17 protein-coding genes are annotated in these 26,391 nt (G+C 31.6%); 10 read left to right on the top strand and 7 right to left on the bottom strand.

The annotated features are described in order from the left end of the window. The first annotated feature begins 15 nt into the window (after positions 1-15). The 3 genes from MRY82_08020 to MRY82_08030 all read left to right on the top strand — a co-directional run bounded on the left by MRY82_08020 (position 16) and on the right by MRY82_08030 (position 7,791). A complete protein-coding gene (locus MRY82_08020; GenBank protein ID MCI5072868.1) occupies positions 16-3,891 on the top strand; it encodes a translocation/assembly module TamB domain-containing protein in 3,876 nt (1,291 codons plus the stop codon). 87 nt (positions 3,892-3,978) lie between these two features. Next, on the top strand, positions 3,979-6,657 hold the full coding sequence (locus MRY82_08025; protein ID MCI5072869.1) for a BamA/TamA family outer membrane protein: 2,679 nt from the start codon (positions 3,979-3,981) through the stop codon (positions 6,655-6,657). A gap of 198 nt (positions 6,658-6,855) precedes the next feature. Next, on the top strand, positions 6,856-7,791 hold the full coding sequence (locus MRY82_08030; protein MCI5072870.1) for a hypothetical protein: 936 nt from the start codon (positions 6,856-6,858) through the stop codon (positions 7,789-7,791). A gap of 11 nt (positions 7,792-7,802) precedes the next feature. Here the strand turns inward: MRY82_08030 and MRY82_08035 are convergent, their stop codons facing one another. Then, a complete protein-coding gene (locus tag MRY82_08035) occupies positions 7,803-10,484 on the bottom strand; it encodes a hypothetical protein (protein MCI5072871.1) in 2,682 nt (893 codons plus the stop codon). A 206-nt stretch (positions 10,485-10,690) separates the two neighbouring features. On the opposite strand from MRY82_08035, the gene MRY82_08040 reads away from it, so the two are divergent. From MRY82_08040 to MRY82_08070, 7 genes are all read left to right on the top strand, one after another. Then, positions 10,691-11,350 (top strand): hypothetical protein, encoded by a 660-nt coding sequence (locus tag MRY82_08040; GenBank protein MCI5072872.1) that lies wholly within the window; start codon positions 10,691-10,693, stop codon positions 11,348-11,350. A 285-nt stretch (positions 11,351-11,635) separates the two neighbouring features. Then, the gene (locus tag MRY82_08045) at positions 11,636-12,811 is read left to right on the top strand and encodes a pyridoxal phosphate-dependent aminotransferase family protein (protein ID MCI5072873.1); all 1,176 of its coding nucleotides are present in this window, start codon (positions 11,636-11,638) and stop codon (positions 12,809-12,811) included. Further along, positions 12,804-14,003, top strand: a complete 1,200-nt coding sequence (locus tag MRY82_08050; protein MCI5072874.1) for a hypothetical protein — start codon at positions 12,804-12,806, stop codon at positions 14,001-14,003. The genes MRY82_08045 and MRY82_08050 overlap by 8 nt, the downstream gene beginning before the upstream one ends. A gap of 61 nt (positions 14,004-14,064) precedes the next feature. Further along, positions 14,065-15,138 carry an MFS transporter gene (locus MRY82_08055; GenBank protein MCI5072875.1) on the top strand — a complete coding sequence of 358 codons (1,074 nt, stop codon included), beginning with the start codon at positions 14,065-14,067 and terminating at the stop codon, positions 15,136-15,138. Beyond that, positions 15,135-15,878, top strand: coding sequence for a hypothetical protein (locus MRY82_08060; protein ID MCI5072876.1), 744 nt, complete (start codon positions 15,135-15,137; stop codon positions 15,876-15,878). The genes MRY82_08055 and MRY82_08060 overlap by 4 nt, the downstream gene beginning before the upstream one ends. Beyond that, positions 15,865-17,391 carry an ABC transporter substrate-binding protein gene (locus tag MRY82_08065; GenBank protein MCI5072877.1) on the top strand — a complete coding sequence of 509 codons (1,527 nt, stop codon included), beginning with the start codon at positions 15,865-15,867 and terminating at the stop codon, positions 17,389-17,391. Before MRY82_08060 ends, MRY82_08065 begins: the two co-directional genes overlap by 14 nt. Continuing rightward, complete coding sequence (locus MRY82_08070) at positions 17,388-19,481, top strand: HAMP domain-containing histidine kinase (GenBank protein MCI5072878.1); 2,094 nt, start codon at positions 17,388-17,390, stop codon at positions 19,479-19,481. The genes MRY82_08065 and MRY82_08070 overlap by 4 nt, the downstream gene beginning before the upstream one ends. A 127-nt stretch (positions 19,482-19,608) precedes the next feature. Here the strand turns inward: MRY82_08070 and MRY82_08075 are convergent, their stop codons facing one another. Genes MRY82_08075 through MRY82_08100 form a run of 6 tightly spaced genes read right to left on the bottom strand, consistent with a single transcriptional unit; the run spans position 19,609 to position 26,164 of the window. Beyond that, positions 19,609-20,394: an HAD hydrolase-like protein gene (locus MRY82_08075; protein ID MCI5072879.1), complete on the bottom strand. Its 786-nt coding sequence runs from the start codon at positions 20,392-20,394 to the stop codon at positions 19,609-19,611. A gap of 22 nt (positions 20,395-20,416) precedes the next feature. Further along, a complete protein-coding gene (locus tag MRY82_08080; GenBank protein MCI5072880.1) occupies positions 20,417-21,475 on the bottom strand; it encodes an alanine racemase in 1,059 nt (352 codons plus the stop codon). After that, entirely contained in the window at positions 21,459-22,670 is a 1,212-nt protein-coding gene (locus tag MRY82_08085; protein ID MCI5072881.1) for an ATP-grasp domain-containing protein, read from the bottom strand. The genes MRY82_08080 and MRY82_08085 overlap by 17 nt, the downstream gene beginning before the upstream one ends. A 9-nt stretch (positions 22,671-22,679) precedes the next feature. After that, on the bottom strand, positions 22,680-23,771 hold the full coding sequence (locus MRY82_08090; GenBank protein ID MCI5072882.1) for a hypothetical protein: 1,092 nt from the start codon (positions 23,769-23,771) through the stop codon (positions 22,680-22,682). Between the two features lies 1 nt (position 23,772). Next, a complete protein-coding gene (locus MRY82_08095; GenBank protein MCI5072883.1) occupies positions 23,773-25,152 on the bottom strand; it encodes a pyridoxal phosphate-dependent aminotransferase in 1,380 nt (459 codons plus the stop codon). Beyond that, on the bottom strand, positions 25,145-26,164 hold the full coding sequence (locus MRY82_08100; protein ID MCI5072884.1) for a hypothetical protein: 1,020 nt from the start codon (positions 26,162-26,164) through the stop codon (positions 25,145-25,147). The genes MRY82_08095 and MRY82_08100 overlap by 8 nt, the downstream gene beginning before the upstream one ends. Between the last annotated feature and the right edge of the window lie 227 nt (positions 26,165-26,391).

The following is a 26,391-nucleotide window of genomic DNA, read 5'->3' on the forward strand; positions in this document are numbered from 1 at the left end:
ATATTTTAGGGGAAAATGGCAAACAATAGGCAAAAAAAAGTGTTTAATCTCTTTATTGCATTTTCAATCATTGTGATTTGTATTGTAATTTTTGCCTCACCTATTTTAAGTAAATTAATAGAAAAACAACTTGAGACATACTTGAAAGATGTTGACACGGTTGAAATTCGTTTTGAGAGTATCAAAGTAAAAATTTTACCACCAAAAGTATCAGTGAATAATGTGGTTGTTGTTGGTAAAAAAGATACGGCATTAAGTTCATTTAAAACAGATAAAATTGAAATTATTCCCAGAGTTAGTCCAGGGTTTTTAGGGCATATTAATATTAAACAAGTTAAAATAAGTGCACCCTACGTTGAGCTCCGTCAAGTTGAGACTTTACAAAAGAAAAAAGATAATAATAAAACCTTTCAATTACCTCAGATACAAGACTTTGTAAGCGTCATGATTGAAAATGTTGATTGGGGAAAAGCCACAGTCAGTATGCCTGTTAACAATAAAAAAACTTCATGTATTTTGTTTGATAGTGAAAGTTCATTTTTATTGAGTAGAAAAGAAGATGTTTTTAAGCTCAAAAGCAAAGCTCAATTTAATATTGATGGGCAAGTAGTTGATCTTGATTTTATCAGTTTAAGTATGAGTAGGAGTGGGCAAGAAGTTAAGTTGTCTGCACTTAATATTTTAAGTGATGTTATCAATTTAAAGGCTGATGGACTATTAATGCCAGCGCCAAAGATTAATTATATAGGGACATTAGACTTGCATCAGCTTTTACGAGTGCTCAATGATTTTGGGTTAGTCAAAGGGAACAACGATCTTTATGGTAAACTGAATTATCGAGGTCGAATAGAAAACAGTTGGCAAAAGCCTTTGATAACGTCAGAGCTGAACAGTAATTCTGTTGATGTTTGGCAGAGAAATGTGTCGGCATTTCACACTAGGCTTGAAGTCGGTCAACGTGAGATTAAGTCATTAGAAACACGGTTTTCTTTAGGCAAAGGGGTAGCCAAAATAACAGCTAAAAACATCAGTCAATCAGGCGAAGGCACAGCAAGTTTAAAGGTTAGCCATTTGCCGGTAGAAACCTTTATTAAAAGTATTGACCCTGAAACAACTTCCCCTTTACATGGAAACATAGATATAGTGAGTGAAGGCAGTGTTAGCTTTGATCCTAGTAAAATAAAAATGGATACGCAAATTACTTCAGAGCAGTTCAAAGTTTTACTAGAACCTGAAGTGGAGCGTTTTGCTCCTTTGATTTTTCAGAATGTTGAGCTTACATCAGTTTTAAAATCTTCAAAAGATAATGTTTTAATGATTGAGGATGGTGACTTAAGTGTTGAAGGGTTAAAAGGAAAGTTTTCTTTAGACATTCAAAAAGGTGGCGGAGTAACAGGCAAGTGGTTAGGTGAAATTCAAGACTTTTCAAGTATCTTTGAAAAACCTTATCCAGTAAAGGGGGTGGGACAGTTTTTAGGTGGTGTTAAAGCATCAAAAAACAAATTCTTAGCTAATATTGGTGTTGATATTGATGCTTTTTCTTATGACAATTCTGAGCAGGGAAAATTAAGTGGTAACATCGTTTTTAAGAACCAAGAAGTTTCATTTCAAGATATCAGTATTAAGAATTCAAAATCAGTCTTAAAAGCAGAAGTTGAAACTTCTTCAATTAATCAAAAAAATAACTTTGTTAAGGCATCTTTTAAAAACTTTGATTTGTCAACCATTGCAAAGGTTGCTGGAAGAGCTTATCCAATCATTAAACAAGTTAAGGGCAGAGGTGATGGACAAATTAATGTTACTATAGACAATACTGTCAACGGCCGTTTAAAATTAAATGCAAGCCAATTGAGTTATAAAGCTTTAAATTTTAAAGATGCAGTTGTTGATGTAGCGATTCAAGATAACAAATATATTTTTAATGAATCAGCATTTGCCGGTGGAGAAGCAAAATTATTGGTTTCGGGTGAAATAACAGAAAATTTATTCAACGACCTAGTAATAAAGGCAATGAATCTTGATGTAGGGTCGCTTAATTTACCGCAGTCAGTAGACGCTTATTTTGATACCATGTCAGGGTATATTCGTCTTAATGGCGATACAGAAAATCCAAAAATTGATGGTGAAATTAAATGTACTGAAGAAAAAAACCAGTCTAAAAATTTAATAGGTTATACATGTAAAATGTTTCTTGATGGGGTACTGAATAACCTGAGTTGGAAATTAGCTGTGGGGGAAAATAATTTAAAAGCCAATGGTAAGTTTCACTTTAATAATAAAAAAATTGAACTGTTGGCTGACTTTAATGACTTTGTTATTTTGCCATTTTATAAAGTTATACCAACTACAGTCAGTTCAAAAATAAGACTTGCAGGAAGAATTGATGATTTGTCATCGATGTACGGCGCCATAGAAGTTGATCAAATTATCATGCAGAGACAGACCGAAAAAATCTATAATCAAAAGCCATTTGTTATTGATATAAAACAAGGTATTGTCAATATTCCATCAGTTCACTTTGTTGATAATAAAAAAACAGATTTAAAGTTTGAAGGTCAAGTTTCTCCTTCACTGGTTGATGTGCAGCTAAGCGGAAGTTTAGATATGCAAAATTTGCTTATTTTTGATATTGGTCTTGAGCGATCGGAAGGAATGAGTAGTATTAACTTGGGTATGAGCGGGAAACCAGATGCAATTAATTACCAAGGAAGTATTAGAGCTGAGCAAGCATTTATTAAGTTGGAAGCTTTTCCTCATCCTTTTGAAAGATTGAGTTTGAATGGGGAGTTGCAGCAAAACATTCTTTTTATCAATGAGCTTAACTCCAAGTTAGGCGGAGGCGATTTAAACCTCTTTGGAGAAATTAATATAAAGCCTAAAGTTTTAGATTCAATTGTAAATTTACAAGGTAAAGCCCAGAGAATTAATCTTAGGTTTCCAACATGGTTGCCTGTAGAATTATCAGGGTCCGTTTTTTTAAGAGGGGCTATGTCGGCACCAACATTAGGAGGGGACTTTACTGTTTTAAATGGTCAATATGAAGATAAATGGGATTGGCAAAGTAGTGTTTTGACATTTGGTGCGCAAAAATACATTGAAAGGGTCTATTATGATGAAGATATCTCAATGTATTTTGATATGAACTTTAAGACAACAGCAAATACTTTTCGTTTAAAAAATAATATTGCCCAAGGTTTATTAACAGGTGATGTGAGGTTGACCGGAAATAATCAAAAATTAGGCCTCTTAGGAAGTGTTGAAATTACGAATGGTGAGGTTGAATTTTTAGATAATATTTTTGAATTAGAAAATGGTGCTATTACCTTCACCAATCAAAACAGTATTGACCCAAAGTTTGATTTGCGTGCGACAACAACAGTAGCTCAGAAAAAAATTATTCTTGATATCACCAGTGAAAGTGATGAAATTATTGCGCTATTATCCAGTGATCCATATTTAGATGAAACAAGCATTGTTACACTGTTAACTGTTGGTGTTGAAGCAGATGAGTTTCTTAATTCAGAAAGTCAGGCTAATAGGCTTTCAAGTTCATTCTTGCCAAGTGTACTGTCTAGCCCGATCCAATCAAAGCTAGAAAAAGGTTTAAGAGAAGTGAATGTTGTGGATACTCTACAGTTTATTCCATATTTTTCTGAAGAGCAGCAAAGTACAGGTTTGAGAGTTCTGATTGGCAAAAGAGTTTTTCCTAGGTTTAGAATTTTATATTCAACAGATTTATTGCAAACAAATGCGCAAAGAAATTTACGATTACAACAGAACTTTAGTAGAAACCTTTCCATTCAAGGGAATATTAGAGATAATAATAACACGCTGACAAATGACGAACAAATTGATTTTGGTCTGGATTTTGAGTTTAGGTTTGATTTTTAAATGCGTTGTATTCAGATAAAATATTTTTTTTTGGTTATATTGTTGCTGCTATGGATTTTTCCAATAAGCGGTTTTGCTAAAATAATAGTGCAATGGGATAAAGTAGTTAATATAAAAGATAAAGAAGTTTATGAAAGTTTTGTTAAAAGTGACTTCAGTGAAAATTTTACGCAACAAGAAATTTCAGAGTTTATCAAAATTTCACATCAAAGATTTCCAGTTGAAAAATTAGTTATAGAAAAAAATGAAAATAATTATATTTTAAAAATTAAACAAAAAGTTTTTTTAAATAAGATTAATTTTGAGGGATATGAAAATTTATCTAGAAAAAAGTTGTTTGTAGCATCGCAGTTTATAGGTGGAAAGTATTACTCTGAGTATGAAATTAATAATATAGTAGATCTGATAAAGAGTTATTATCGTGAGCGATCATTTTGGAATGTAGCTGTTGATTTTCAGACTGTAACTTACCCCCAGAAAAAAAATAATATCCTCGAAATTGTTATTATTGAGGGCGTATCTTGTAAAATTAGCTCTATTCAGCTTAATTATACCAGTGAACAGAGACTACCTAAAAAACTATTAAAAAAGATGCCTGTACGTAACGGCACTTTATGTGACGAAATTAAAATAAAAGATAAATTGAGAAAGTATGATTTAAAAATCAGATCCTTTGGTTACAGGCAGTTTGATTTTAAAAACATACGTTTAGATTTTAGTTCAGATAAAAAAAAGGCTGAGCTGGTTTTAGATTTAGATGTTGGAAAAAAGATTGGTATAAATTTTAAAGGCAATACTTTTGTTTTTGAAAGATCTTCAGTTTTATTAGAGCAGCTTTCAATGCAGTCAGAAAAAGTTTTTGGTGAGACATGGTCAAAGTTTACAGCGGTTCCCGCACTTAAAAACTTTTATACATCTCTAGGCTATCCTTTTGCAAACATAAAAGTATATAAGCATGAAACTGAAAATGAACTGGATATTTTGTTTGATATTACTCGTGGAGATCGATTTTTTATTCATGATATTACATTTAAAGAGCTGGGTAATGAAAGCGCTATTAATTTACAAAAAGTATTTAAAGCTTACTCTTTAGAGCAATCAAGAAGAGGTGTCTTTGTTAAAGAAGAGTTTGAGCAAAGTATTGATTCTATGATTTCTTTTTACCAAAACAAAGGTTTTATAAGAACTCAAATTGATGACATTGATTATGATTATAACTTGTCAAGCAGATCTATAGGTATAGTCACACAATTTAATGTGAGTGAGCAATCTATGTTTAAAAAATTCATCTATAAAGGCAACTCGGTTTTTACCAATAGTCAATTAGATGAAATGATGAACTTTAAAGCTGAAGAACCCATTAGTCCACTAAAACTGTCTAATCAGGTGGAGATGCTGATGAATCAATACCAAATACGTGGGTATAAAAATGTTGAGATTGTGTATCCAAAAATAAATGACATTATTGAAGGTGACAATCAAATAATATTAAATATCAATGAAGGTGAAAAAATATATATTGGAAAAGTTAAAATAGAAGGTAATCAAACCACTGAAAAAAGAATTATTAAGAAGAACTTGGTTTTCAAAGAAGGGGATATTTTCAACCCTGATAAAATTAGAACCAGTCGCAGGAATTTGCTTCAGTCAGGTTTTTTTGAATCAGTGTTTATTGATACTCAAAGTAAACCAATCAATCAACTACAAAATGTTGTCATTCGTTTAAAAGAAAGAAAAAAAAGATCTGTTATTCTAAGTCCAGGCTTTTCAACAGATGATGGAATTCGAGCTAGAGTTGAGTATAGGCATATCAATATTGCTGGGACTGGGCGTCAGCTAAACTTGTTAACTCGAGTTAATAGAAGATTTAATGATAGGACAACAATAGAAAGACGTTTGGGTATAACCTATGTTGAGCCTTTTATTTATGGAAAAACCAATGCAACACTTAGTTTTTTAAATGAGAGGGTAGATGATCAGCAGTTTGACTTAGAACGTAATCTTTTTAGAGTCGGAATAGAAAATGCTTTCCTTCAGCGTTTTAGACCAAGATTTAATTGGATCTTGGAATTTAGAGAACCCTTTAATGTTGAAGAAGGAGCAAGTTTAAATCCTATTGATGAACAGTCAGCACGTTTTGGAGCACTGGTTTTAGAAACTGATGTTGATTTACGAGATGACTTTCTAAACCCAATAAGAGGAACTTATCATCAATTTAAATTTGAATTGTATGATAAGGCATTTTTATCTGAACAAGAGTTTTGGAAGTTGTATATAAAGAATAATTTCTATTGGCCTATTTACAAGCGTTTGCGTACAGTTTTGTCTGTAAGACTAGGCTTTTCTGAAACTTATGGTGATACTGTTGAACAAAACATTCCTATTGAAAAGCGTTTTAGAATAGGAGGTAGTTCAAGTTTTAGGGGGGCAAGGTTTAACTGTATTGGAGGAGTAACAAACGGTGATCCAGAAAACTGCTCTAACAGTTTAACCAATCAAGCCCCTGGTGGAAACAGTATGTTTAACTACTTGTTTGAAATATTGATTCCAATTTCAGAGTCATTTGATATTGCATTGTTTACTGATGGTGGGAATGCCTACCTAACCAACAGTGAATTTGATCTGTTTAATATTAGAACTGCTGCAGGTGCAGGCATTAGATTGAATACCTTTTTTGGACCTATGCGTTTTGATTATGGAGTTCTTCTAGATAGAAGAGAGGGAGAAAACCTTGGTACGTTTCATTTTTCTGTTGGACAGTTTTAACATACAATATAAAAAGATTGTTGTGATTGGATGAGTTTTAGGTATTGGTCTGATCATATACCTTTCCGTTCTTATCTTTGTATGCCTTAATTGTCTAAAGAACAAAAAGAAAGTTTTTACATTTGGGTGATTTTTGTTTTATAATCACACGATAATAATTTCTGGTAAGCTAGAAGATGTCGAAATAAGCTATAAACTATGAACTGTCCAAAATGCAATCACTATAATATTAAACAAGCACTGGAGTGTCAGCAATGTGGCATTGTTTTTGAGAAGTATATTGACGCACGAGAAAGAAAAAGACTTTATCACGATAAAATTGAGCGTGAGTACCATGAGCTATCTAAAAAGTCTCAACTGATTATAGAAGAACGCTGGAAGCTTTTATTCCCAATATTTGCATTTGTTTTTATCCCCGTGGCTAAATTTTTTATTTTCCCTGCAATGGTTTTTGATTCAATGCATATGTGGGCGCATGAATTTGGTCATGCTTCTGCTGCTTGGTTTGGAGGTAGAGCGGCAACGCCTTTTATTCTTTGGACCAGTATATCATTAGAGCGATCATGGCTGGTTTTTGTGTGTTTTTTGTTTTTAACTTTGTTTATTTTATATAAAACTTATCGTGAAAAAACATACTTTGTTATGGTTTGTTGTTGCCTAGCAATCTTTTTGCAGCTGTATTTAACATTATGGATATCTGAAGATCAGCTTGACCTTGTGTTTACGCATAGTGGCGTTGGAGGTGAGTTTTACATTAGCACTTTTGCAATTATGGCATTTCATTACAGGTTTCCAAAAGGCAGTTACTGGCCCTTTTTGCGTTATTGGTTGCTGTTGGCAGGCGTGTATGTTTTTTTTAAAAGTTTTTATTTTTGGCAGCAAGTAGATGAGGGTGTGAAAAGTATTCCTTGGGGATCAGCCATACATGGGCACGATGATCAGAACGGCGATATGAATAAACTCAGATATGTCTGGGGATGGTCGCCTAAAAGAATTGTTAACAATTATGTAGGAATAAGTTATATGTGTTTAAGCGTTATGACTATTCACTATATTACGGTTGTTTTAGTTCAAATAACATCCAAAAAATACTTGATTATAGAGCGCTATAATAAAATCTTTAATAAAATATAAGTTTTCAAAAGCTAGTTTAAGCTCGGGACTTTAAAAATGGGGTGATTGATGAAATCTTGTTTGAACTGATCAGGTACGTTGACCAAAATTTCATCACGAATACTCTGGTATTCATCAATCAGTTCTTTAGTTTCTTTCACGTTGTCTTGGCTTTTTAAATAATTGATTTTGGTGATATAGTACCATTGCTTTAAATAAACGTCTGAAATATTTTTTCTATCAATTTCTTCTGTTGGTGGAACTACGTCAATACCTTTAGATTTTGCGGAATAATATGCTAAGTGTAAATGAATAACAGAGTTGACTGTAAATATATCTTTTTGTAGGGTTCTGTAGGCTGTCATATAGCTTTTTTTAATATGATCTTGATCTATTTTTTCAAATTGAGTTTGCATAATGAGTGCTCTTAATTTAAAGTTAAAAACTGCTCGATTAAGGTTTGCTTTTTTATAATAGTGAGCGCTGTCTAAAAAATATTGAGATGCAGTGGAATAGTCTTTTTTGCAAAAATAAAAAATTCCTAGGAGAACATTTTCTATACCGAGATTCATACTACTTTTATTAATTTTTTTAAAAAGAGTAAGTTTTTTTAGTTCTTTCTTTGCAAGGTTTATAGCGCCTTGATCTAAAAGGCAGTCTACATAAAATAAAAAGGCATTGTAACTTTGGCGTAAGTTATTAAGTTTTAAAAAAGAATCGCTCGCATATTTGTAATGATTTAAAGCGTTTTCAAAATCTCCTAAAATAGAGTATGCTACTCCTTTATAGAGAGTCATCTGATTTTTTGTGTTGATCAAGTAATGTTTATCGCAAAGTTGGATGTTTTTTGAAAGATAATAAATAGCTTCTAAATTCATTTTAGCAGACTGAAGCCACCTCACAATATTGGTGTTGATTTCTATCTGAGGCTTAATTGCAAACTTATTGTAATCAAATGTATTGATCAGACGTACTAAGTAAGGACTGCAAGAAGTTTTCCTACTGTAAATATTTGCTAAAAGAACTTTACCCCATATATTTGTTAAAAGCTCTTTGTCTATATTTCTTCTTAATAAATATCTTAATGTTATAAAGCCTTCATGAATGGTTTCGTTTTGCTTCCCATCATTTAATAAAGACTTTAGTCGCATGGGCAATAAGTCTGGAAAAACTTTTTGTGTCCATGCATCATCTACTTCAAGGTTTTGAGTTTTATCAATAACTCTTTGATATTGGTTTTGATGATGTGAAATCTCAGCTTCAAGATAATCAAAAATAGGTTTATCAAAGTTAACTGTTTTTCTCACTTTTGCAATGAAGTTATTGGCATGTTCTAAGGATTCTGTCGCAATTAAGGCCTTAGTTTTATATATAATATAGGTTTCAAGTTGTTCCAAAGATAGGTTGTGCGTATGGTCAGACAGATGTTTGAAATGTTGTACACTGAGTTGAAACTGGTTGTTTTGATAGCTTTTTACACCTGCTAGGTAGCTGTACTGGACTTTTAAAGAAGTATTGTCGCCTTTTTGAGCATGGCCGGCAATTTTATAGGTTAAATCATCCAACTCCAGTTGATCTTTGTAGATGTCTAAAAATTCAGCAATATGGGTATGAATCTCTTTTTTTTGTTCTTGGCTTAGTTGTTTGAGTAGGGTTTTGTATAATAAGGCATGGTTGAAGCGATACTTGTACTGCGGGAAGTTGCTGGTCACATCTAAAAAATGTTCACTGAATAAAGTATTGAGGCTGTTGTCAACGTCTTGCTTAAAGAAATGATCAAGATAGGCTTTTAAATGATCCGCGTTGTCCTCATAGCCAAAAATAGAACAATGCAACAAAAGTTGTTGTGATAATTCTGGTAAGCCATGAAAATGAGCCAAGAGCAATTGAGAAAGATCTTTTGGGATGCTGCCAATATCTTTTTTTAAAATAATGGAACGTTTGTCGTTGTCAGTAAAATACTGAATGTATTTTTGCTTTAATGCGTGTTCAAGCAACTTTTCTAAATAAAGCGGGTTGCCTTGAGAGCTGTCGTATAAGGTTTTAATAACCGATGATGCAATATAGTCTGCTTTTAGATGTAAAGTGCAAAACTGATAGACTTCTTCTTGAGTAAATGCAGGGAGTTTTTGTTCATTGTAGTTTAGATCTTTTTGCCAGGGAAGTGTGTGCTGTGCAACTTGAGTGTACAATAATAGAGTACGGTTGTTTTCAAAGTTTTCAAAAACAGTGCCTAAATATTCAATCGTGGTGTTGGGAGCAAAGTTTAGATCTTCGATGATCAATATTAAATGATCATGATTGAAGCGTTTTATGATTTGTTTAAAAGTATAAATCACCGCTTGATCAAATTCATTGCCTTCATAAGGCAGCTTACTGTGTATTTTAGGCTTATTTAGAGCAAGCAGAATATTGTGTTCAGTCGTGTTAAGTTCAATATTCTCTGATTTACAAAGCTCTAAAAGTTGAGGGGCCCAATCCCTAAAGCATTGTAAAGCATCGGATGTATCGGGTGAGAGCTGAGACTTTATGTGCAAATGCTGACTGTGCAGTGCCTGCTCATAGCGCTTGAGCAGTGTGCTGCAACCAATGCCAACCGGTCCTTCAATGCTTAAAATTTGTCCTTGATCTTCTTTTATTTGTTCAAGTGTAAGTTTAAAATCATGAATGAAGTCTTGTCGGCCAATGAATACGTCTTTTTGTAATTGAGTCATAGTGTCGAGGCTGATTGCTTGGGATATACAAGGTTTATGTGAAATATGCAAGATGTTGCAAAGATGTCACAGTTTTGATGCAAAAAAAGTTTACAATTATTTATTGATTTTAATAAAAAAATATAAAAAACAATAATTTCAATATCTTATAAATTTAAAAAAATGGCATAGCACATGCAATAGTATATGGGTGAGAGGACATAACCATGAAAAAACGCCCAGTACAATATCTTACTTTAACCCTAATCACCCTACTTTTAACAGCTTGTGGAGCACACAGTACCTTAGACAGTAATAATGAAAGTGTAAACTTAGGTTTAAGTGCTTTTGAAGCATATAGAGCTGCCGATGAGAGTTTAAAATGTAACGACTTAGCCAATAATTACAGCAATGTAGGTGTTGGTTGGTATGCTGCAAGAAGAGGTATAGGAGATGAGTTGCCGCGCTTGAGGGGAATCGGAGATGAGTTACCGTTTAGATTTGCCGCCAGTAGAGGAATAGGCGATGAATTGCCATCTTATAAGAGGAGAGGTATTGGTGATGAATTGCCATCTTTGAAGGGAATTGGCGATGAATTGCCATCTAGGTTTATGTACGACAGTTCAGTTATGATGGTTGAAGAGTCTGGTGACGTGAAGTATCAAGAAGAAATGACTTGCGCCAATATTGTTATTGATATGCAGGTTGAGGTTGCTTCAGACGCGGATTCAGTATTGGTCATTATTGATGGTAAAACAGTTTCAGTTAATGTTGAACAAGGAGTAGCAAAAGTTAATGTTGCTCTAGAAGACTTAAAAACAACGGAAATTCATGTTCAAGACACAATCTCGGGTGATGTTCTAGGCGTTGTTTTTGAAGGTCAATAAAAGATAGTTTTCAGCCCCACATTAAATTACAAACATAAAGCTCCTAAACAATTCGTTTAGGAGCTTTTTTTATAGATAAAAAAATAGCCTCATACTTTATAAGTGTGTCCATAATATGTACAAATGTTCAAAATTTGTACATATGTTAATTAAATATCTATATTAATTTTTTGTATAAGTAATTGGAATTATTTAAATAAATAGTTGGCACAAGGTTTGCTTTAGAGATATGTTTTATAAATAGAGATAAAACAATTTAAACGCTTAAGGCACATTAAACATGAAATGAAAAAATATAGCTTATATTATGAAGGGTTAAAGACTATTAGGCAAAGTGGTTTTTATGGACATGATGTAGAGAGAGTGGATGGTCGAGAATTATATGTAAATCAAAAAAAGGTTATTGATTTTTCAACTTGTGGTTATCTTGGTTTGGAGCAAGATATTCAAGAGGAGGATATTAAGCATACAAAGTTGTATGGTTTAAGAGATGGCTGGAGCAGGATTACGGGTGCAAGTAATATAGTTAGGCAGTTAGAGAAAAAAATAGCAGAAAAGTTAGGTTTAGAATCATGTCGTTTAGGGCAATCCATTAGCTTGATTAATGGATCAATTTTTTATTCACTAAAAGAATTGTTTGAGAATACTTTTTGTGATGCGGATGCACATTTTACCTTAAAAAAAGGTGTTGAAAGTAACTATAAAGCTAGAAGAAATTTATTTTACTTTAAAAACAATGATCTTAACTTTTTAGAGGGTAAACTAAAAAAAATTGAGAGCAGTACATCAAAATTGATTGTTGTAGATGGGATCTATTCAATGAAGGGATCCTTTGCAAAAATAAATGGTATTCTTGATCTTTGTGAAAAATATAATGCTTATTTGTATATTGACGATGCACATGGTTTTGGTGTCGTTGGAAAAACAGGTTTAGGTGTTCTAGAAAAACTAGACGTAAAAAAATTATCAAGAATTATATATGTTGCCAGTTTTTCTAAGTCTTGTTCAAATCCTGTAGCCTTTGTTGCAGCAAATAAGAATATAATTCAATGCTTAGATAATTCTGCGCCATTTTTAATTTTTAGTGGGCCGCCATCTAATTTCCATTGTGTTATATCAAATAGACATTTAGATTCGTTTGACAGTAGTGTTTATAAAGATAAGAGAGAAAAAATTAAAAGGTATTCTTCTAAGCTTCATGGTAAATGTAAAAACCTTGGATTAGAAACGTTTAGTGAAAAAGAATCGCCTATTATTTCCATCAAGATTTCGTCAAGAAACTTTAATGCGCTTTCTGATAAGGTCTTTGATATTGGTTTGATAGGGAAAGGGGTCATTTATCCAGCTGTAAGAAAAGGAGATGAAGCTATGCGATTTACAATCACATCAAAACATAAACAAAGTGAGATTGAAATGTTAGGAAAAGTCTTTGAAGTAATAAAGGAATATAACAATGAATAATACTGAGAAGTTCTTAGAAAGATTCGAGAAAAATAGCAATATACCTAGACATATTATTTCTAAGTATCCAAATATATTTCCATATAAAAAAAAACAAGATTTTGAATTTTTTAGTGAGTTGGTTAAGGATCTAGCTAACTTTTTTAACAATAGAGAGGAAATCTGTACTAAAGAAGAGGTTAAAGTTTTAGAGAAAATTAGCTACTCCAATACAATTGAAATTCCAAATAAAAATACTATTTTTGCTAGGCCTGATGGTTTTTGGAATGAATATTTTCAAATGATAGAAATCAATATAGGAAACTCTATTGGTGGTCTATTGGCAATAGATAAATTGGGACAATATTATAGTTCAATTACAGAGAATATAGAGTTTAATTCAATTGTTGAGGGCTTATTTCATATGTGGAAGCCTTATAATGATCAAAAGAATCCAATTATTTTGCATAGAAATATTGGTGAGCATGAGCGTTATGAAAGACAAAATATTGAGCTTGTATCTTTACTCAAGGAACGTGGGCTAAATATAGAGTTTTCAGATACCAAAAAGCTATATCAACAACTGAAAAATAATGAACTAAAACCAAGTCTTTTGGTTACTAGGCAAGATATATTAGACAATAAAGAAAGTCATGATCTTATTTTTAAATTTGAAGACCTAGCGAAACAAAAAGGTTTTAGGTTGTTTTGTGATAATAGAAATATTGATATTTTAAACAGTAAAGTTTTACTAGCGTTGTTTAGAGAATACATGCAGTCAAAATATATAGTACCATCTTTTTGGTTAGGTAATGTAGCAACAAAAAGTTTAGATAAGTTTCGTTTGAGAATAGAGAGTATTATAAGTGACAAAAATAAATTTATGATTAAAAAAGATTGCAGTTATCAAGGAAAAGATGTCTTTTTTGGTGATGAGTGTTCTGATGCTGAATGGGAAAAGTTAATTAATAATGCAATTAATGATGGGGTATGGATAGCTCAATTTGTGCAGTCGGGTCAGAGTTTTATCTTTTACGACACAAAAGGTAGCTCTGAAAAGGAATATCCAGCAGTAGTTAGTCCGTATTATTTTTCTGGAAAAGCAAATGCTGTAGCACTAAGGTATCGTTTGTCTGAACAGAGTAAAGTTTGTTCAATGCCAGGGAGTAGTAAGACAGTTTTTGGAATGTTGGGGTTTAAAAATGCTAATTAATGTTTTACCACATTTTTTCTATTCATTTATTTTATGGATGTTGTTTTCAAAAATACCTGAGATGCAGTCCGATCCATTTGATCAGCCTACGTATTTACTAATCATTGGTATGATAAAGTATACACCCGTATTCCTTTTTGCTATTTTAGGTGGGCATATTGTTAAAGAGTATGCAAAAAAAGGATTTATAGTTGGTTTGATCGCTGTTCAAATGGTCATAATCTTTTTTCTAAAAACATACACGCAGGATTCCTATGCAAGCCTAATATTGCTTGGAAGTTTTGTGATTTTTTCGTTGATCTATGAGCCTTTGATTGACTACTTAACAGCCTATTACTCTGAAAAAAAAGGAGAGTACATCTATATGAACAGTATTGTGTCTCTCAGTAGAACATCTGCAAGACTGTTGGCTCCAATGATGTTTGTATATGTTATTGCAAAAAATAATGGAGATATTTTTTCGACTACACAAATTATGTATTTGATATTGGCAGTGTCCATTATGTTTATTGATTTTCCAAAGTTAGAGAGTGGTGAAAAAAAACAAAAAAAAAGCTTAATAGTGTGTATGAAAAATATTATCAGCAATAAAACAGCTTTGGGCATTTTGTTAATTTACTGTGTGTTTTATTTAGGAATAAACTATTTAGAATATATAGTTGTGATCTCCCAAAAATTTGCATCAGTTCAGTTGGGTGATTTATTTATGACTATGGGGGCAGGCTTTGTTTGTGCAAATGCTAGTTTATTAATCTTAAAAGATAAGATTAAATCAATCCATATGATGACATTTAGCCTAGGTTTAAGCGGTACGATGTTGATAATGTTACCTTGGATAGAGGTTAAGTATTTAGTTTTCATGGCTTTGTTTTTGATTGGTTGCGGTAATGGTTTGGCCGTGCCCATATCAATGGGCTATGCTCAAAAATTACTTAAAAAAGATTTGATACCCTATTTTAGTGGCTTGTTGGATACAGCTATTAATGTTTGCGCTATTGTTTCAGTTGGAATTGGGTTTGTTTTAATGAAAACGCTTGGTGCAAAAGGAGTCTTTCTGTTTGATGGTTTGTTTTTGCTGATGTCAATGCTGATATGGGTATCGTTAAATAAAAATACACTTGGAGAAATAAAATGAATTTAGCAAATAAAAGTGAAGACTCTTTTTTAAGGCATTTTTGTGAGATTAAACCCTCCGAGTGCTCTTCAATTTATTATTGGAAAGATGGAGTTCAGTGGCCAAAATTTACTTTTATTAGAGTTCATGTAGCTGAAAAATATGATGAAAAAGACTTTGAAAGTGACTCTGTATTTTTTATAGACAAATTGAAATTAAGTAAGCGAGAAATTTATATTAAAGTAAGCGATGATTTAGAAAAATCGAGCTATATTAAAGAAAACTTTAAATTAAGTGGTTCTAGGTTGGCTTATTTTTCATTTAAAAAGAATAATGGCGCATGTTCATTAGAGAAAGATGAAAAATTTGTAGAGTGCAAAAATGAAAGAGATTTAGAAAATTTTTGGCTTATAAACTCTAGTGGACGATCAAGAAAAGATCCCTTTTTAAGCCCTTTATGGCCGATTATAAAAAATTCTTTTTTAAAAGGAACCAGATACTTTGTTCTAGAAAAAAATAATATTCCAGTTTCGGGTGCTGCATTAGATATCTTTGAAGGTGGTTATAATTTATGGGGATTGGCCACTGTAGAGAGTGCAAAAAGAAAAGGATTTATGAAAAAATGTATTTATAATATTATGCAAATATGCAAGGGTGATTTTTATGCTCAAACTAATTATGATTCAATAACACATCAATATTTTTTAAAACACCATGAAGCAGAGTTTTTAGGTTCAGAAACTTGGTATGTGCATAAATAAAAAAAATATATATACCTCCCTTTTTGTTGGAATTTTTTTAGTCGTTTTATTTAAGGTTTTTCAAGAAAATAATAAGACAGTTGTAAAAGTTATTTTTGAAACAGAGTTGGAAAAAATTTTACCTTTAAAGACTCAAGCAAAAGATTGGAGCGAAGTTTCTAATCAAATTTTTGAGAGACCTTTCTTTTTTTCGAGAGAAGGTAAGTTAAAACCACAGCTTGCAGATGATTGGAATTATGAAAATAACTATAAAGATTTGATTATTAGTTTGAAAAAGAATGTGTTTTTTCATAATGGCAAAAAATTGAAAGCTGAAGATTTTGTTTATAGTATAAAAAAACTAAAAGAAATTAATTCTTATCTAGAGTCTTCAATTATGTTTGATCTAATCAAAGATGTTAAAGAAGAATCAGATTATATAGTAAGAATACTTTTAACAGAAGCGAATCACGATTTTTTATATTTTTTAGCAAGCTCTAATATTAAAATTTTTCCAAAGGATATTTTTGATAATTATAAAAAAGTAGAGGGTGCATGGGTTGGTACAGGGGCATTTAAACTTAAAGAATTTACAAATAAATCTATTATTTTAGAAAAATTTACTGATTATCGAGATAGTGTAAAAATAGATGAGCTGCATTTTGTAGTATCTAATGATCCAAAACAAGATTTGATAAATGGAAAGCTTGATCTTATTCATATAGATAGAAAAGACATAGACTTTTTTTCTAAGCAGAAAAACTATACAACTTATAGCTTTCCAATCTTGGGAAGTTTTTATGTAGGGTTTAATTTGAAAAATAAAAAATTTTCATCCGATTTTAGGCAAGCTCTTTTTTATATGTTGAATAGAAAAGAAATAGTGCAAAATGTTAAAATTGAAGATGAATTGATACCAAAAAATATTATTCCTTTTGGTATGATAGGTTATAAATCTTCAGGGAGTACTCATAATGAAAAAAAAGCTTTTGAGTATATTAATAAAATCCCCAAGCACTTATTACCTAAAAAAGAGGATTTGACGATATCTTTGCCAAGAAATGCCCATCCTATGGCGGTTTATGCAGCAAAAAAAATATCGAAAGCATGTGTTGACTTGGGGTTGCCTGAGCTTGAAATTAAATACGTTCAAGAAAACTATGGACAAGGAAAGATCGGAGATTTTTATACTCATTTGAACAAGAATAAAGATTTTAATATGTATATTCGGGCAGTTATTATGTCATACCCATCTACACTTTTTTTGTTGAAACAAGTGTTTCTTCCAGAATCTAGGATGAATTTTGGTGGTTACAGTAATAACGAAGTTTCTAAAAACTTAAGGAAAACACCTGAAAGTTTTTATAGTGAAGATTTGAGAGTATATTATGAAAAATCATTGAAGTACATTGAGGAAGATATTCCAGTTATACCTTTAGCAAATTTAAAAAATAATATTGTATATAGTAATAAGTACCCATTAAAGGTACATACTATGAGCCCTGCATTTTTTTTATATAAAGATAGTTTATGAAGCAGTATAGTATCCTCAAAAAAGTCAATACTACTTACGTTGTTATTCTTGTGTTAGCTTTTTTATTTCCGTTAGGTTTTAATGCATATTTTAATATTTCAAAGTATAATTTAGAAAAGATTAGGTTAATCAAAATTTCTAATGATTTTTCGTCAGATAAAATAAGTGAAGCATATCTTTTAAATAATTTAGCTTTGGTTAATCAAACTTTAAGAAATTTATGTGTAGAACTTGATTTAGCTACTTGTGAGTTTTTAAATTCAAAAAAGGACCAAATTTACTTTTTTAAATTAAAAAATATATCTAAAAATAGTTTATCAACATATAAATACCCTCTTATATATAACGGTAAAACTTTGGGTTGGTTAAACTTTTCATATCAACCATTGTCTTTCTGGAGAGGTTTGTTCAGTAAAAACATTCATCTAGTCCCATGGTTGGTTTTATTTATGTTTTTGAGCACCTCTTTTTTAAGGAACTTGATTAAAAGTTCTTTAGAGAGGTTTAATGATATTTCTAAAGCAATGGAAGACCCAAATCTTTCATTAATCATTGAGAATATTAAAGCTATGAGTTTTTCTATGAAAGAGGTTGAGAGTCTGAAAATTAAAATTCAAAATAATTTAGAAAAAGTTAAAGATTATGAGGAAATTTCTAAAGAAACAGAAAAGCTGAAAGTTGAAACAAGTATAGCTCGACAAGTAGCCCACGACATACGCTCACCGTTAACGGCGTTGAATGTGGTATCTAAGGATTTGTCAGGTTTACAAGAGGGGTCTCGGGTATTGTTGCGGTCATCTATTCAGAGGATACAAGACATTGCCAATAATCTAGTAAGTAAGAGTGATGTGAATGCTCAAGATGAAGGTGAAAGTTCAGAACAAGAGATATTAGAGTCAGTTTTACTATTACCTATTATAGAAGAGATAGTGTCAGAGAAAAGGTATCAGCAAAGAAGCAAAGCAGATGTGGATATTGTATTAGAGAGTGATAAAGCCTATGGTTTGTTTGCTAAAGTGGATGAGCATGTTTTAAAAAGAGTCATATCTAATCTGATTAATAACAGTGTGGAAGCATTTAAAGGTACTGGTGAGGTTGTAGTTCAAGTTGCTAAATGTTTGAATAGTGACGAGATTGTAATCAGCGTTAAAGACAATGGTAAAGGAATTCCAAAAGATGTTTTGCCAAAGTTGGGAGAAAGAGGTGCTTCTTTTGGTAAAGAAGGCCATAAAGAGTCAGGCTCAGGCTTGGGCTTGTACCATGCTAAAAGTAATGTAGAGAAATGGGGCGGGAGGTTTGTTATAGAGTCTGAACAAGGAAAAGGTACAGAGATTCAACTTTATTTGCCTAAAACAGAAGCTCCGGATTGGTTTGTGCCCAGAATTAACCTTCAAGGCATAAAAAGCATCGTTATCTTGGATGATGACGAGTCTATCCATCAAGTGTGGGATAAGCGCTTAGATGTTTACATAAAAGAACATAATATAGATTTGAAACACGCCCGCTGTCCAGAGGCATTTGAAAAGCTGGTGCAAGATAGAGAAGGTTTGTTGTGTTTGTGTGATTATGAGCTTTTGGGCTATGAAGAAACGGGTTTGGATCTTATTGAGAGGAATAAATTAGAGAATATAGCTATACTGATCACCAGCAGGTATGCTGAAGAAACTGTTCAGGGGCGCTGTAAAAAACTTGGGATAAAACTTATCCCAAAAACATCTGCGGATTTAGTGCCGTTAACCATTGAGAAAAGCCAGAACAAGGTGCAGTACGATGCAGTATTGATTGATGATGATGAGATGATTCGGAATGTATGGCAGATGGCAGCAGATGATGACAATAAGCGTATCTTAACCTTTGCGGATCCAGCATTGTTTGATGAACAGGTGAAAAAGATAGATCTTCAGACGCCAATTTATATAGATCAGAACTTAAAGAATAAGCAGCTGGGTACTGAAGTGGCAAAGAGCATCGCTAAACGAGGATTTAAAAATTTGTATTTGGCCACTGGTGAAGAGGCGTATAGAGTTAAGCAAACGCATGATACCTCCATCTTTACTAAGATTGTCGATAAAAACCCGCCTTGGGTTTAGAAAGCTTTATTTTTAAAGAGAGGCATTTGCAATGACTTTAGATATTGATCATTTTAATATCACATTGGGCGATGAAGTATTTGAAGAAATAAAAAAGTTTAAGGTGCGGGTATCAAAAAATACAACATTAAATGTACTTTCCTAAGCCTGTATTAACCAACAATGTCTGCATGCCCAGTGTTTCTGCTGGGATGATATCACATCGCAAAGAGTCTCCAATATAAAGAATAGAGTTGTAGTCTAGAGTATTAAAGTATTTTAGAGCAGCATAACAAAACCCTTCAAGGCTTGGTTTTCCAATTAATTGGTAATGTAGTTTTTTGTTTAAATCTTTAAAAGAAGAAATGAAACATTGTAATATCGAGCCTGCACATAAAGAGTATTGATTTTGTTGAGGAGAATATAAATAATCAGGGTTAACAATATAGAATGGAATATGAGAGTTAATGATTAGATAACTCATTAACTTAGAATAGTTTTCTAAAGGAATAGTAGAATCCTCACCAAGTATAATAGCATCATATTTATCAAAAGTATTCCAATAAATTTTATAGTTAGATATACGCTTATCTGATAAAATAGATGCTTCAGGTTTTCCAAAATATAAAATGTTTTTGGCATCAATTTTTTTTAGCTTAATTTTTAATAAGTCTGCTGAAGTTGTAACTCTATTGTTTGCACATTGAATTCCAAGATTTTTGAGATTAAATGCTTTTTCTTTTCCTAAAGTTGAGGAGTCATTTGATAGAAAACCATACTCGATATTTTTTGTATTTAGATATTCAAATACATCAAGTATATTTTTTGATATTTTTCTATTTATTAAAACTGTTCCATCAATATCAAAGATTATTCTTTTTGGGTTATACGACTTTAAAAGATCAACGTTTAATTTTTTTGACTTATGTTCCATATCTCAAAAAATTGTTGTTTTTTTACTGAGTGCTACAATTTATTCTACTGATTAATTCAAATTCACTTGTATTAAGTTCAGTAGCGAGTTTTGATATGATATTGCCTTCAATACAAGGTTCATAAAAGCATATATTTTTTAAGTTTGATTTGTACTTGGTAATCTTATCAAACAATATGTATCCAAAAGACATGAAGTTAGGCCCAATTAGTTTAGCTTTGCCAATGTTAGATTGGACTTCTAATATAAAATCACTGGGAAGTTTTAAAAAATTATCAAAACCTAGGTTTGATATTCCTATATATCCATCACTGGTTAACTTTGTTCTAGGGGAATATCCAATTTTATCATGTTTAGAGACTTTTTTTAACTGATATATGTCAAATTCAATTGAAATAGAACAAACAAGACCTAAGTTTTTAATCCTTATAGAATCTTTCCAAAGTCCAAATATAAGTTGACCAACTCTGGGAATTCCAACTCTGTTTTGATAATTTTTTTCAAATGTTGAAGAAGTTTCTAAAGAAACTGATGCCTTTGGGAAATATCGACTTTTAATTCCTAAAAGTTCTTTCTGAGTTGCAATGTTTTCTGATGCATATGGGTTAAGCCTATTGATATACTGAGACCATATACTTACAATATTTATTCTTGATTCATAAAGTCTTGCTAAATAACTTTCTGAATTGAGTAAATCTAAACCCTCTCTTTTAAGACCACTATCAAAAACTAAAATTGCCGATTGAGAATAATCCATATCTAATAAGATGTTTAACTCTTCAACTGACTTTATAGTTGGAAGTATATTATATTGAGAAAGTAATTTAACATCTAAGTCCCAGCCATAATATACGCAAGCGCCGCGATAGCCATTATTCCTCAAAATAATTAGGTCCTCAAGCTTATTGCAGGCAATATAAGCTAGCATGCTATTTATGTCTTCAGCAATTAGGGCGATATTATGTATGTTAAGGTTATATGCATTATCTTTTAAGAAAAGTCCGATTTTATTGTTTTTGTTGTCTTTAAATAAAGTGCTTATATTATGAAGAATCGCACTACTATTAATTTGAATTGACATATTCTATATTAATACTTTCCAATAAATCAAAGTACTGGTCTTTTATGGCTCTAGTTGAGTCACCTAAAATGATAAAACTACCTAATCTACAATCATTGTCAGTGAGTTGTTCAATAGCAATCGGAAGTTTAACAGTTCTCATAAGTTCAAAGTTATCTTTGCAATATGTGATGCTTTCAATGTGGCCCAGATGTTTTGGAATAATCTGACCCATAGCTTTAATATTATTAGATAATTTTTTATGATTAATATTAATTGGATTAGATAAATAAGAATTAATCCAAAGATCTGCTACATCTATGTTTAATGTTTCATATATAAGTTCAACAATCCTGTCGCCAGGCAATCTTGGATTAATTTCTATGAGTTTAGCAATACCATTATCAATTTTAAACTCAATGTGTGCAACTGAACAATCTAGGTTAACAGAATTTAACCAGTTCAATATAATTGAACGATTTACTTCTTGGTTGGGAATAGTAACATTGCAAATATCCAAAAGTTCAACGCAGTTTTCATTAATATGTAAGTCTTTTGAAGTGTATTTTTTAATATAAGTAAGTATTTCCCACTGGTCTTCATTCCAATAACACTCTGCAGAGTACTCAATGCCCTCTATAAATTCTTCAATTTGACAGCCACGTTTAAACTGATACCCATAGTTGTTTTTTTTCTGATCAAAATATAAAGGAGAGACTCTATTTAATTCGTTTTGATTGCTTACAACATAAACATCACAGCTTCCACTGCCATTGATAGGTTTAATAATTGCCGGATATGTTTTCCAATGGTTTACATCTTCACTTTTATCAATGCTTTTATAATCAACAGATGATTTTGAATTATTGGTTAATTTTCGTGTTTTATCCTTGTATTTACAATTACATATAGCATTGTATTTAGGGCCATAGCCTTTAAGGTTTGCGTTGATTTGAGAACATACTTCTAATTGATAATCTCCGGGAGCAATTAAACAATCAATATTATTATTTTTACAAAGCTTTGTTACTTCATCAACTGAATATGAATTTCCTACAATTAAAGTTTCAGTTAAAAGCGCTGGATTAAGTTCAAGATGGTGATACTTATTGATGTCCGTTGTTATAAACACTGCTTCAAAATTATTCTTTTGCAGTGCCTTAATTAAGAACCAGCCATTACCTGAAGAATTTGTTTCTAATATACCAATTTTCATATCATCCTCCTAAAAACTATCTAAAATACGATTCATTTCATTCCCCACAATATCAATATCATTGATTTTACATGATTCTAATGGCATACCCAGTATACTTCTTACACTATCCTGGCATTGTTTTGTAAAATGAACGGTGCCTTCTGCGTCAATTTTTTCTATTCCATCGTACTTTTGACCTTCAATATTTACTCTTATCATTTCATTTAATTCATTATGATTATCGTAGTGAACAGAGTTGGTTGATGGATTTATAGGATATCCTCCTTCAAGACCATTTATTCCTGGAGCATGAATATTGCCTAAATTAAAACCAAGCTTAGTTAAAATAACTGAAGCTGCAGAATGTGCGGTCATTGTTTGTCCCTCTAGACCGGTAATTCTCTGAAATTTATGGTAGGTATTTTTTAAAATAAAATTTTTGTTTGACTCTATATCTAAAGATCTACCTTCTATGTTAGCTTTAATATAAATTGGAGCTCCATTCGTAGTGCCTGATCTAGTTATTGGAAACCCAGCGGCATGATGTCCTGCAACTTTTAAATTGATTTTTTCTGGATTAACATTAAAAAAATCTGCAATTGAATATTTTATTGCAGGAACTGAGTTAGCAATATTCCCAATTCCAATACTTGGTGACATGTCATAACGCTTTAAAACTGGATTAGTCACGTCAGGATAACAAGCATTGATCACATCTGTTTTTATTTTTATATCATTCAGTATTTTCATTAACTTTATCGTATTAGGTGCAAGAAAAGGATACCAAGCACCGGGTAAAACTGATTTTAGTTCTGCATACCTTTTAGAATTACTATTTTTCCATAAAGGTCGAAGTGGAGCAGTTTGCAATATATAATCTGGTGATATTTCACTAAGATACGTAGAGATTTGATCAGAATTATTTAAATCACCTTCTTTAAATTTAATAATACTATATTTGTTTATTTGTGCATTTGTCAGTTTAAGATGATTGATCCTTTTTTTTACTGACTCGTAATTTCTAGATATGATCCATAATTCTATATTAGTTCTTGCGGTTACAATCCGTAAGGTTTCATAGGCTAAGTTTCCAAATCCGAATACTAATAGTCTTTTCATTTTAATGATCTCCTAAAAATTTATCTATGATTGGAAATACTTGTGTATTAAATATTTTTATTATCTTTTCCGTGCCCATTTTGAATACTTCTCCACCCTTTTCTTTATAAGATTTAATTTTAGAACTATTTATTTTAGAATCTCGCTCAAGTTTAGTTTGATAATCATAGTGATCAGATGCACCATAGCAACCATAGGCTAGTCTATGGTAACCAGGTAATCCATGTGAAGAACCAGGAGCAAATGATACTTTTGCATATTTTTGTAAGTAAAGAGTAATATCTACATCAGTGTTTAATTTCTTTTTTCCATCTTTCTTAAATTTTAAGGCGTTGAATGAAATTAAAAGAGAATGTCCAGAGTATGGTGAGTGAGCAATCTCAATGGGGTCATAGTCAATAATAAATTTATTTTTAGCCTGTACATTATAAGAAATGATTTCTTCTTCAATTTTTCTTACGCGATCTTTTAAGCATTGATTGTTTTGAAGATAGTACCAGTTTGGTGATCTTAATGCCGTTATAGCAGCATGTTGATTGATCATAGTTACAGTGCCATATGTTAGGCGGTTATAATTTTTGAGATCATTAACGATTTTTTTGCTTCCACACATCCAGCCAAGCCTTAAATTAGCCAAGTTAAATTTTTTTGAAAGCCCTGAGCACACAAGAATAGGGTTTTTTAAGTGTTTTGATGAGGCAATAAGTTTGCTTTCTTCTTTAAACTCTGTTCCTCCAAAAACATTATCTTCAATAATTGTAATGTCGTATTTACCAAGCTCTTTAGCAAGGGAATCGATTTCATTTTTTGTATACACCGATCCAGTATATCCTGGATTGAATAAGACCAGTGTTGATACTTTTGTCATGCTGTATTTTTGGCAGTAGTGATTAATTTCTTTAGGAGTAAGTTTAAAATCATTATCTTTTCTTGTTTTAATTATATGGAGAGGAAGGTTGTTTTCGTGACACCAAGCAATAAGAGGATGGTAAATAGGAGCCGAAGTTAAAACGACTGAATTTTTTGGACATATTTTATTTAAATAGCTAGTTATGATTCTTGTTACACTGCCTTCTATACTGATATTTTTACTTAGATGCTCAGGAACTCCTTTTTCATTATATGACTTAATAATAATTGACTCCAACTCTTCATGGACTTTTAGATGGTGATAATCTTCAAGTGAAAATCGTTTTGCATCATACACTGCTTCACAAATCTGTTGTGTGACTTCAAAGTAAGGCCTTCTACAACCATCTCCATGTGAAAATGAACTGATGTTTGGTGAAAACATTGACTCAGAGTAAAGTTCGCCATCTATATTTTTTCCTTCAAGCGCAAGCCTTGCGTTTGATAATATTTTCATATTAGATTTATACATTTATAATCCTTTTTGTTGATGATTGGTAAAATGATAGTGATCCAAAAATAGAAATAAATAGAAAAATGCTTAAGCTTACTATTAGGTTTTTGTTTACAATAATTGCACCAAGGTACTGTCCAGCTCCTAATCCAAAACCACTGCAAAATAAGTTGTATTCAGCCATAGATGATAATTGGTCTAAAGATGAACTCAAAACTTCATTCTGAATGTGTACTGAACAAATAATTTCTCCTAGAGAAAATATTACTGCTGAAAATATAATAATATATGCATTTAAATTTGGATTAACTCTAAGAGAAGCCAATCCTATAAATGTTAATAGAAAACCTAAAAAAACCATATGATGTGATTTTTTGGCTTTAAATAGTTTAATAACAAAATAGCTCAAAGAAACTATAATTGAAGAATTTAAAAATAGATAAAATGAAGTCCAATATTTACCATTAGAAATAGATTTTAAAAGTAAAAGAGGTATAAAACTATAAAGCATACCTGCTAAAACAAAGTAAGCGAGTCCAGACAATAGTAACCCTATATTTTCAAAAGGTCTTTTTCTAGCTTTATTGATTGAGTTTTTTTTAATTTGCTTGCCTGAAACAGATATGCTGATGCACATGGCAATAAAAAATAAAGCACTACTCATTAATATTGTTTTTGAATAATTATAGCGGGCAATTAAAAATGAAAATCCCAAAGGAGCTAAAGTACCACTAAGTCCCAGTACAATATGGAGTTGCGATAGCATTGCTTTTAGAGAAGTGTTTTTGCCTGACACTTTAGACGCAACTACTCGTGAGCTGATCACGTAAAATGAAGAAAATAATCTAAATATTAGAATCAAGCATGAAAAAATAATAATACTAATTGCATATTTTTCCGAGATTCCAAGCATTGCTGTGGAAAGTGATAAAATAAAAATTGATCCAGTAAAAACGCTAAAAACATTAAATGATAATGTGGAAGTGATAATTAAATAGCTTGCAATTGCACCAATATAGGTAGAAGCCATTAGAATAAACCCAATGTTTTTGGATTCTATTTTAAATTCAGTAGACCCAATGGATATTAAATATGGAAATATCATCTGAGTTGCTAAAGCTACAAGAAAACAACAAAAAAGAAATAAGATAGCCTTATGATTCATTACAAAGACTAAACATTTCAATTTATATGCCAAAAAAAAGCACTGATTCTCTAACAATAAGTAGAGTTATATAAATTTAGTCCAAAAATTGG

This window comes from bacterium, from assembly GCA_022763185.1.
Taxonomy (GTDB): domain Bacteria; phylum Bdellovibrionota_G; class JALEGL01; order JALEGL01; family JALEGL01; genus JALEGL01.

Excerpts from the sequence above, each read along its gene's own strand:
- MRY82_08080 (MCI5072880.1), bottom strand. The coding sequence starts at position 21,475 with ATGTCAATTCAAATTAATAGTAGTGCGATTCTTCATAATATAAGCACT.
- MRY82_08100 (MCI5072884.1), bottom strand. The coding sequence starts at position 26,164 with ATGGCTTCTACCTATATTGGTGCAATTGCAAGCTATTTAATTATCACT.
- MRY82_08045 (MCI5072873.1), top strand. The coding sequence starts at position 11,636 with ATGAAAAAATATAGCTTATATTATGAAGGGTTAAAGACTATTAGGCAA.
- MRY82_08055 (MCI5072875.1), top strand. The coding sequence starts at position 14,065 with ATGCAGTCCGATCCATTTGATCAGCCTACGTATTTACTAATCATTGGT.
- MRY82_08050 (MCI5072874.1), top strand. The coding sequence starts at position 12,804 with ATGAATAATACTGAGAAGTTCTTAGAAAGATTCGAGAAAAATAGCAAT.
- MRY82_08040 (MCI5072872.1), top strand. The coding sequence starts at position 10,691 with ATGAAAAAACGCCCAGTACAATATCTTACTTTAACCCTAATCACCCTA.
- MRY82_08030 (MCI5072870.1), top strand. The coding sequence starts at position 6,856 with ATGAACTGTCCAAAATGCAATCACTATAATATTAAACAAGCACTGGAG.
- MRY82_08075 (MCI5072879.1), bottom strand. The coding sequence starts at position 20,394 with ATGGAACATAAGTCAAAAAAATTAAACGTTGATCTTTTAAAGTCGTAT.
- MRY82_08090 (MCI5072882.1), bottom strand. The coding sequence starts at position 23,771 with ATGAAAAGACTATTAGTATTCGGATTTGGAAACTTAGCCTATGAAACC.
- MRY82_08060 (MCI5072876.1), top strand. The coding sequence starts at position 15,135 with ATGAATTTAGCAAATAAAAGTGAAGACTCTTTTTTAAGGCATTTTTGT.
- MRY82_08095 (MCI5072883.1), bottom strand. The coding sequence starts at position 25,152 with ATGTATAAATCTAATATGAAAATATTATCAAACGCAAGGCTTGCGCTT.
- MRY82_08070 (MCI5072878.1), top strand. The coding sequence starts at position 17,388 with ATGAAGCAGTATAGTATCCTCAAAAAAGTCAATACTACTTACGTTGTT.
- MRY82_08065 (MCI5072877.1), top strand. The coding sequence starts at position 15,865 with ATGTGCATAAATAAAAAAAATATATATACCTCCCTTTTTGTTGGAATT.
- MRY82_08020 (MCI5072868.1), top strand. The coding sequence starts at position 16 with ATGGCAAACAATAGGCAAAAAAAAGTGTTTAATCTCTTTATTGCATTT.
- MRY82_08085 (MCI5072881.1), bottom strand. The coding sequence starts at position 22,670 with ATGAAAATTGGTATATTAGAAACAAATTCTTCAGGTAATGGCTGGTTC.
- MRY82_08035 (MCI5072871.1), bottom strand. The coding sequence starts at position 10,484 with ATGACTCAATTACAAAAAGACGTATTCATTGGCCGACAAGACTTCATT.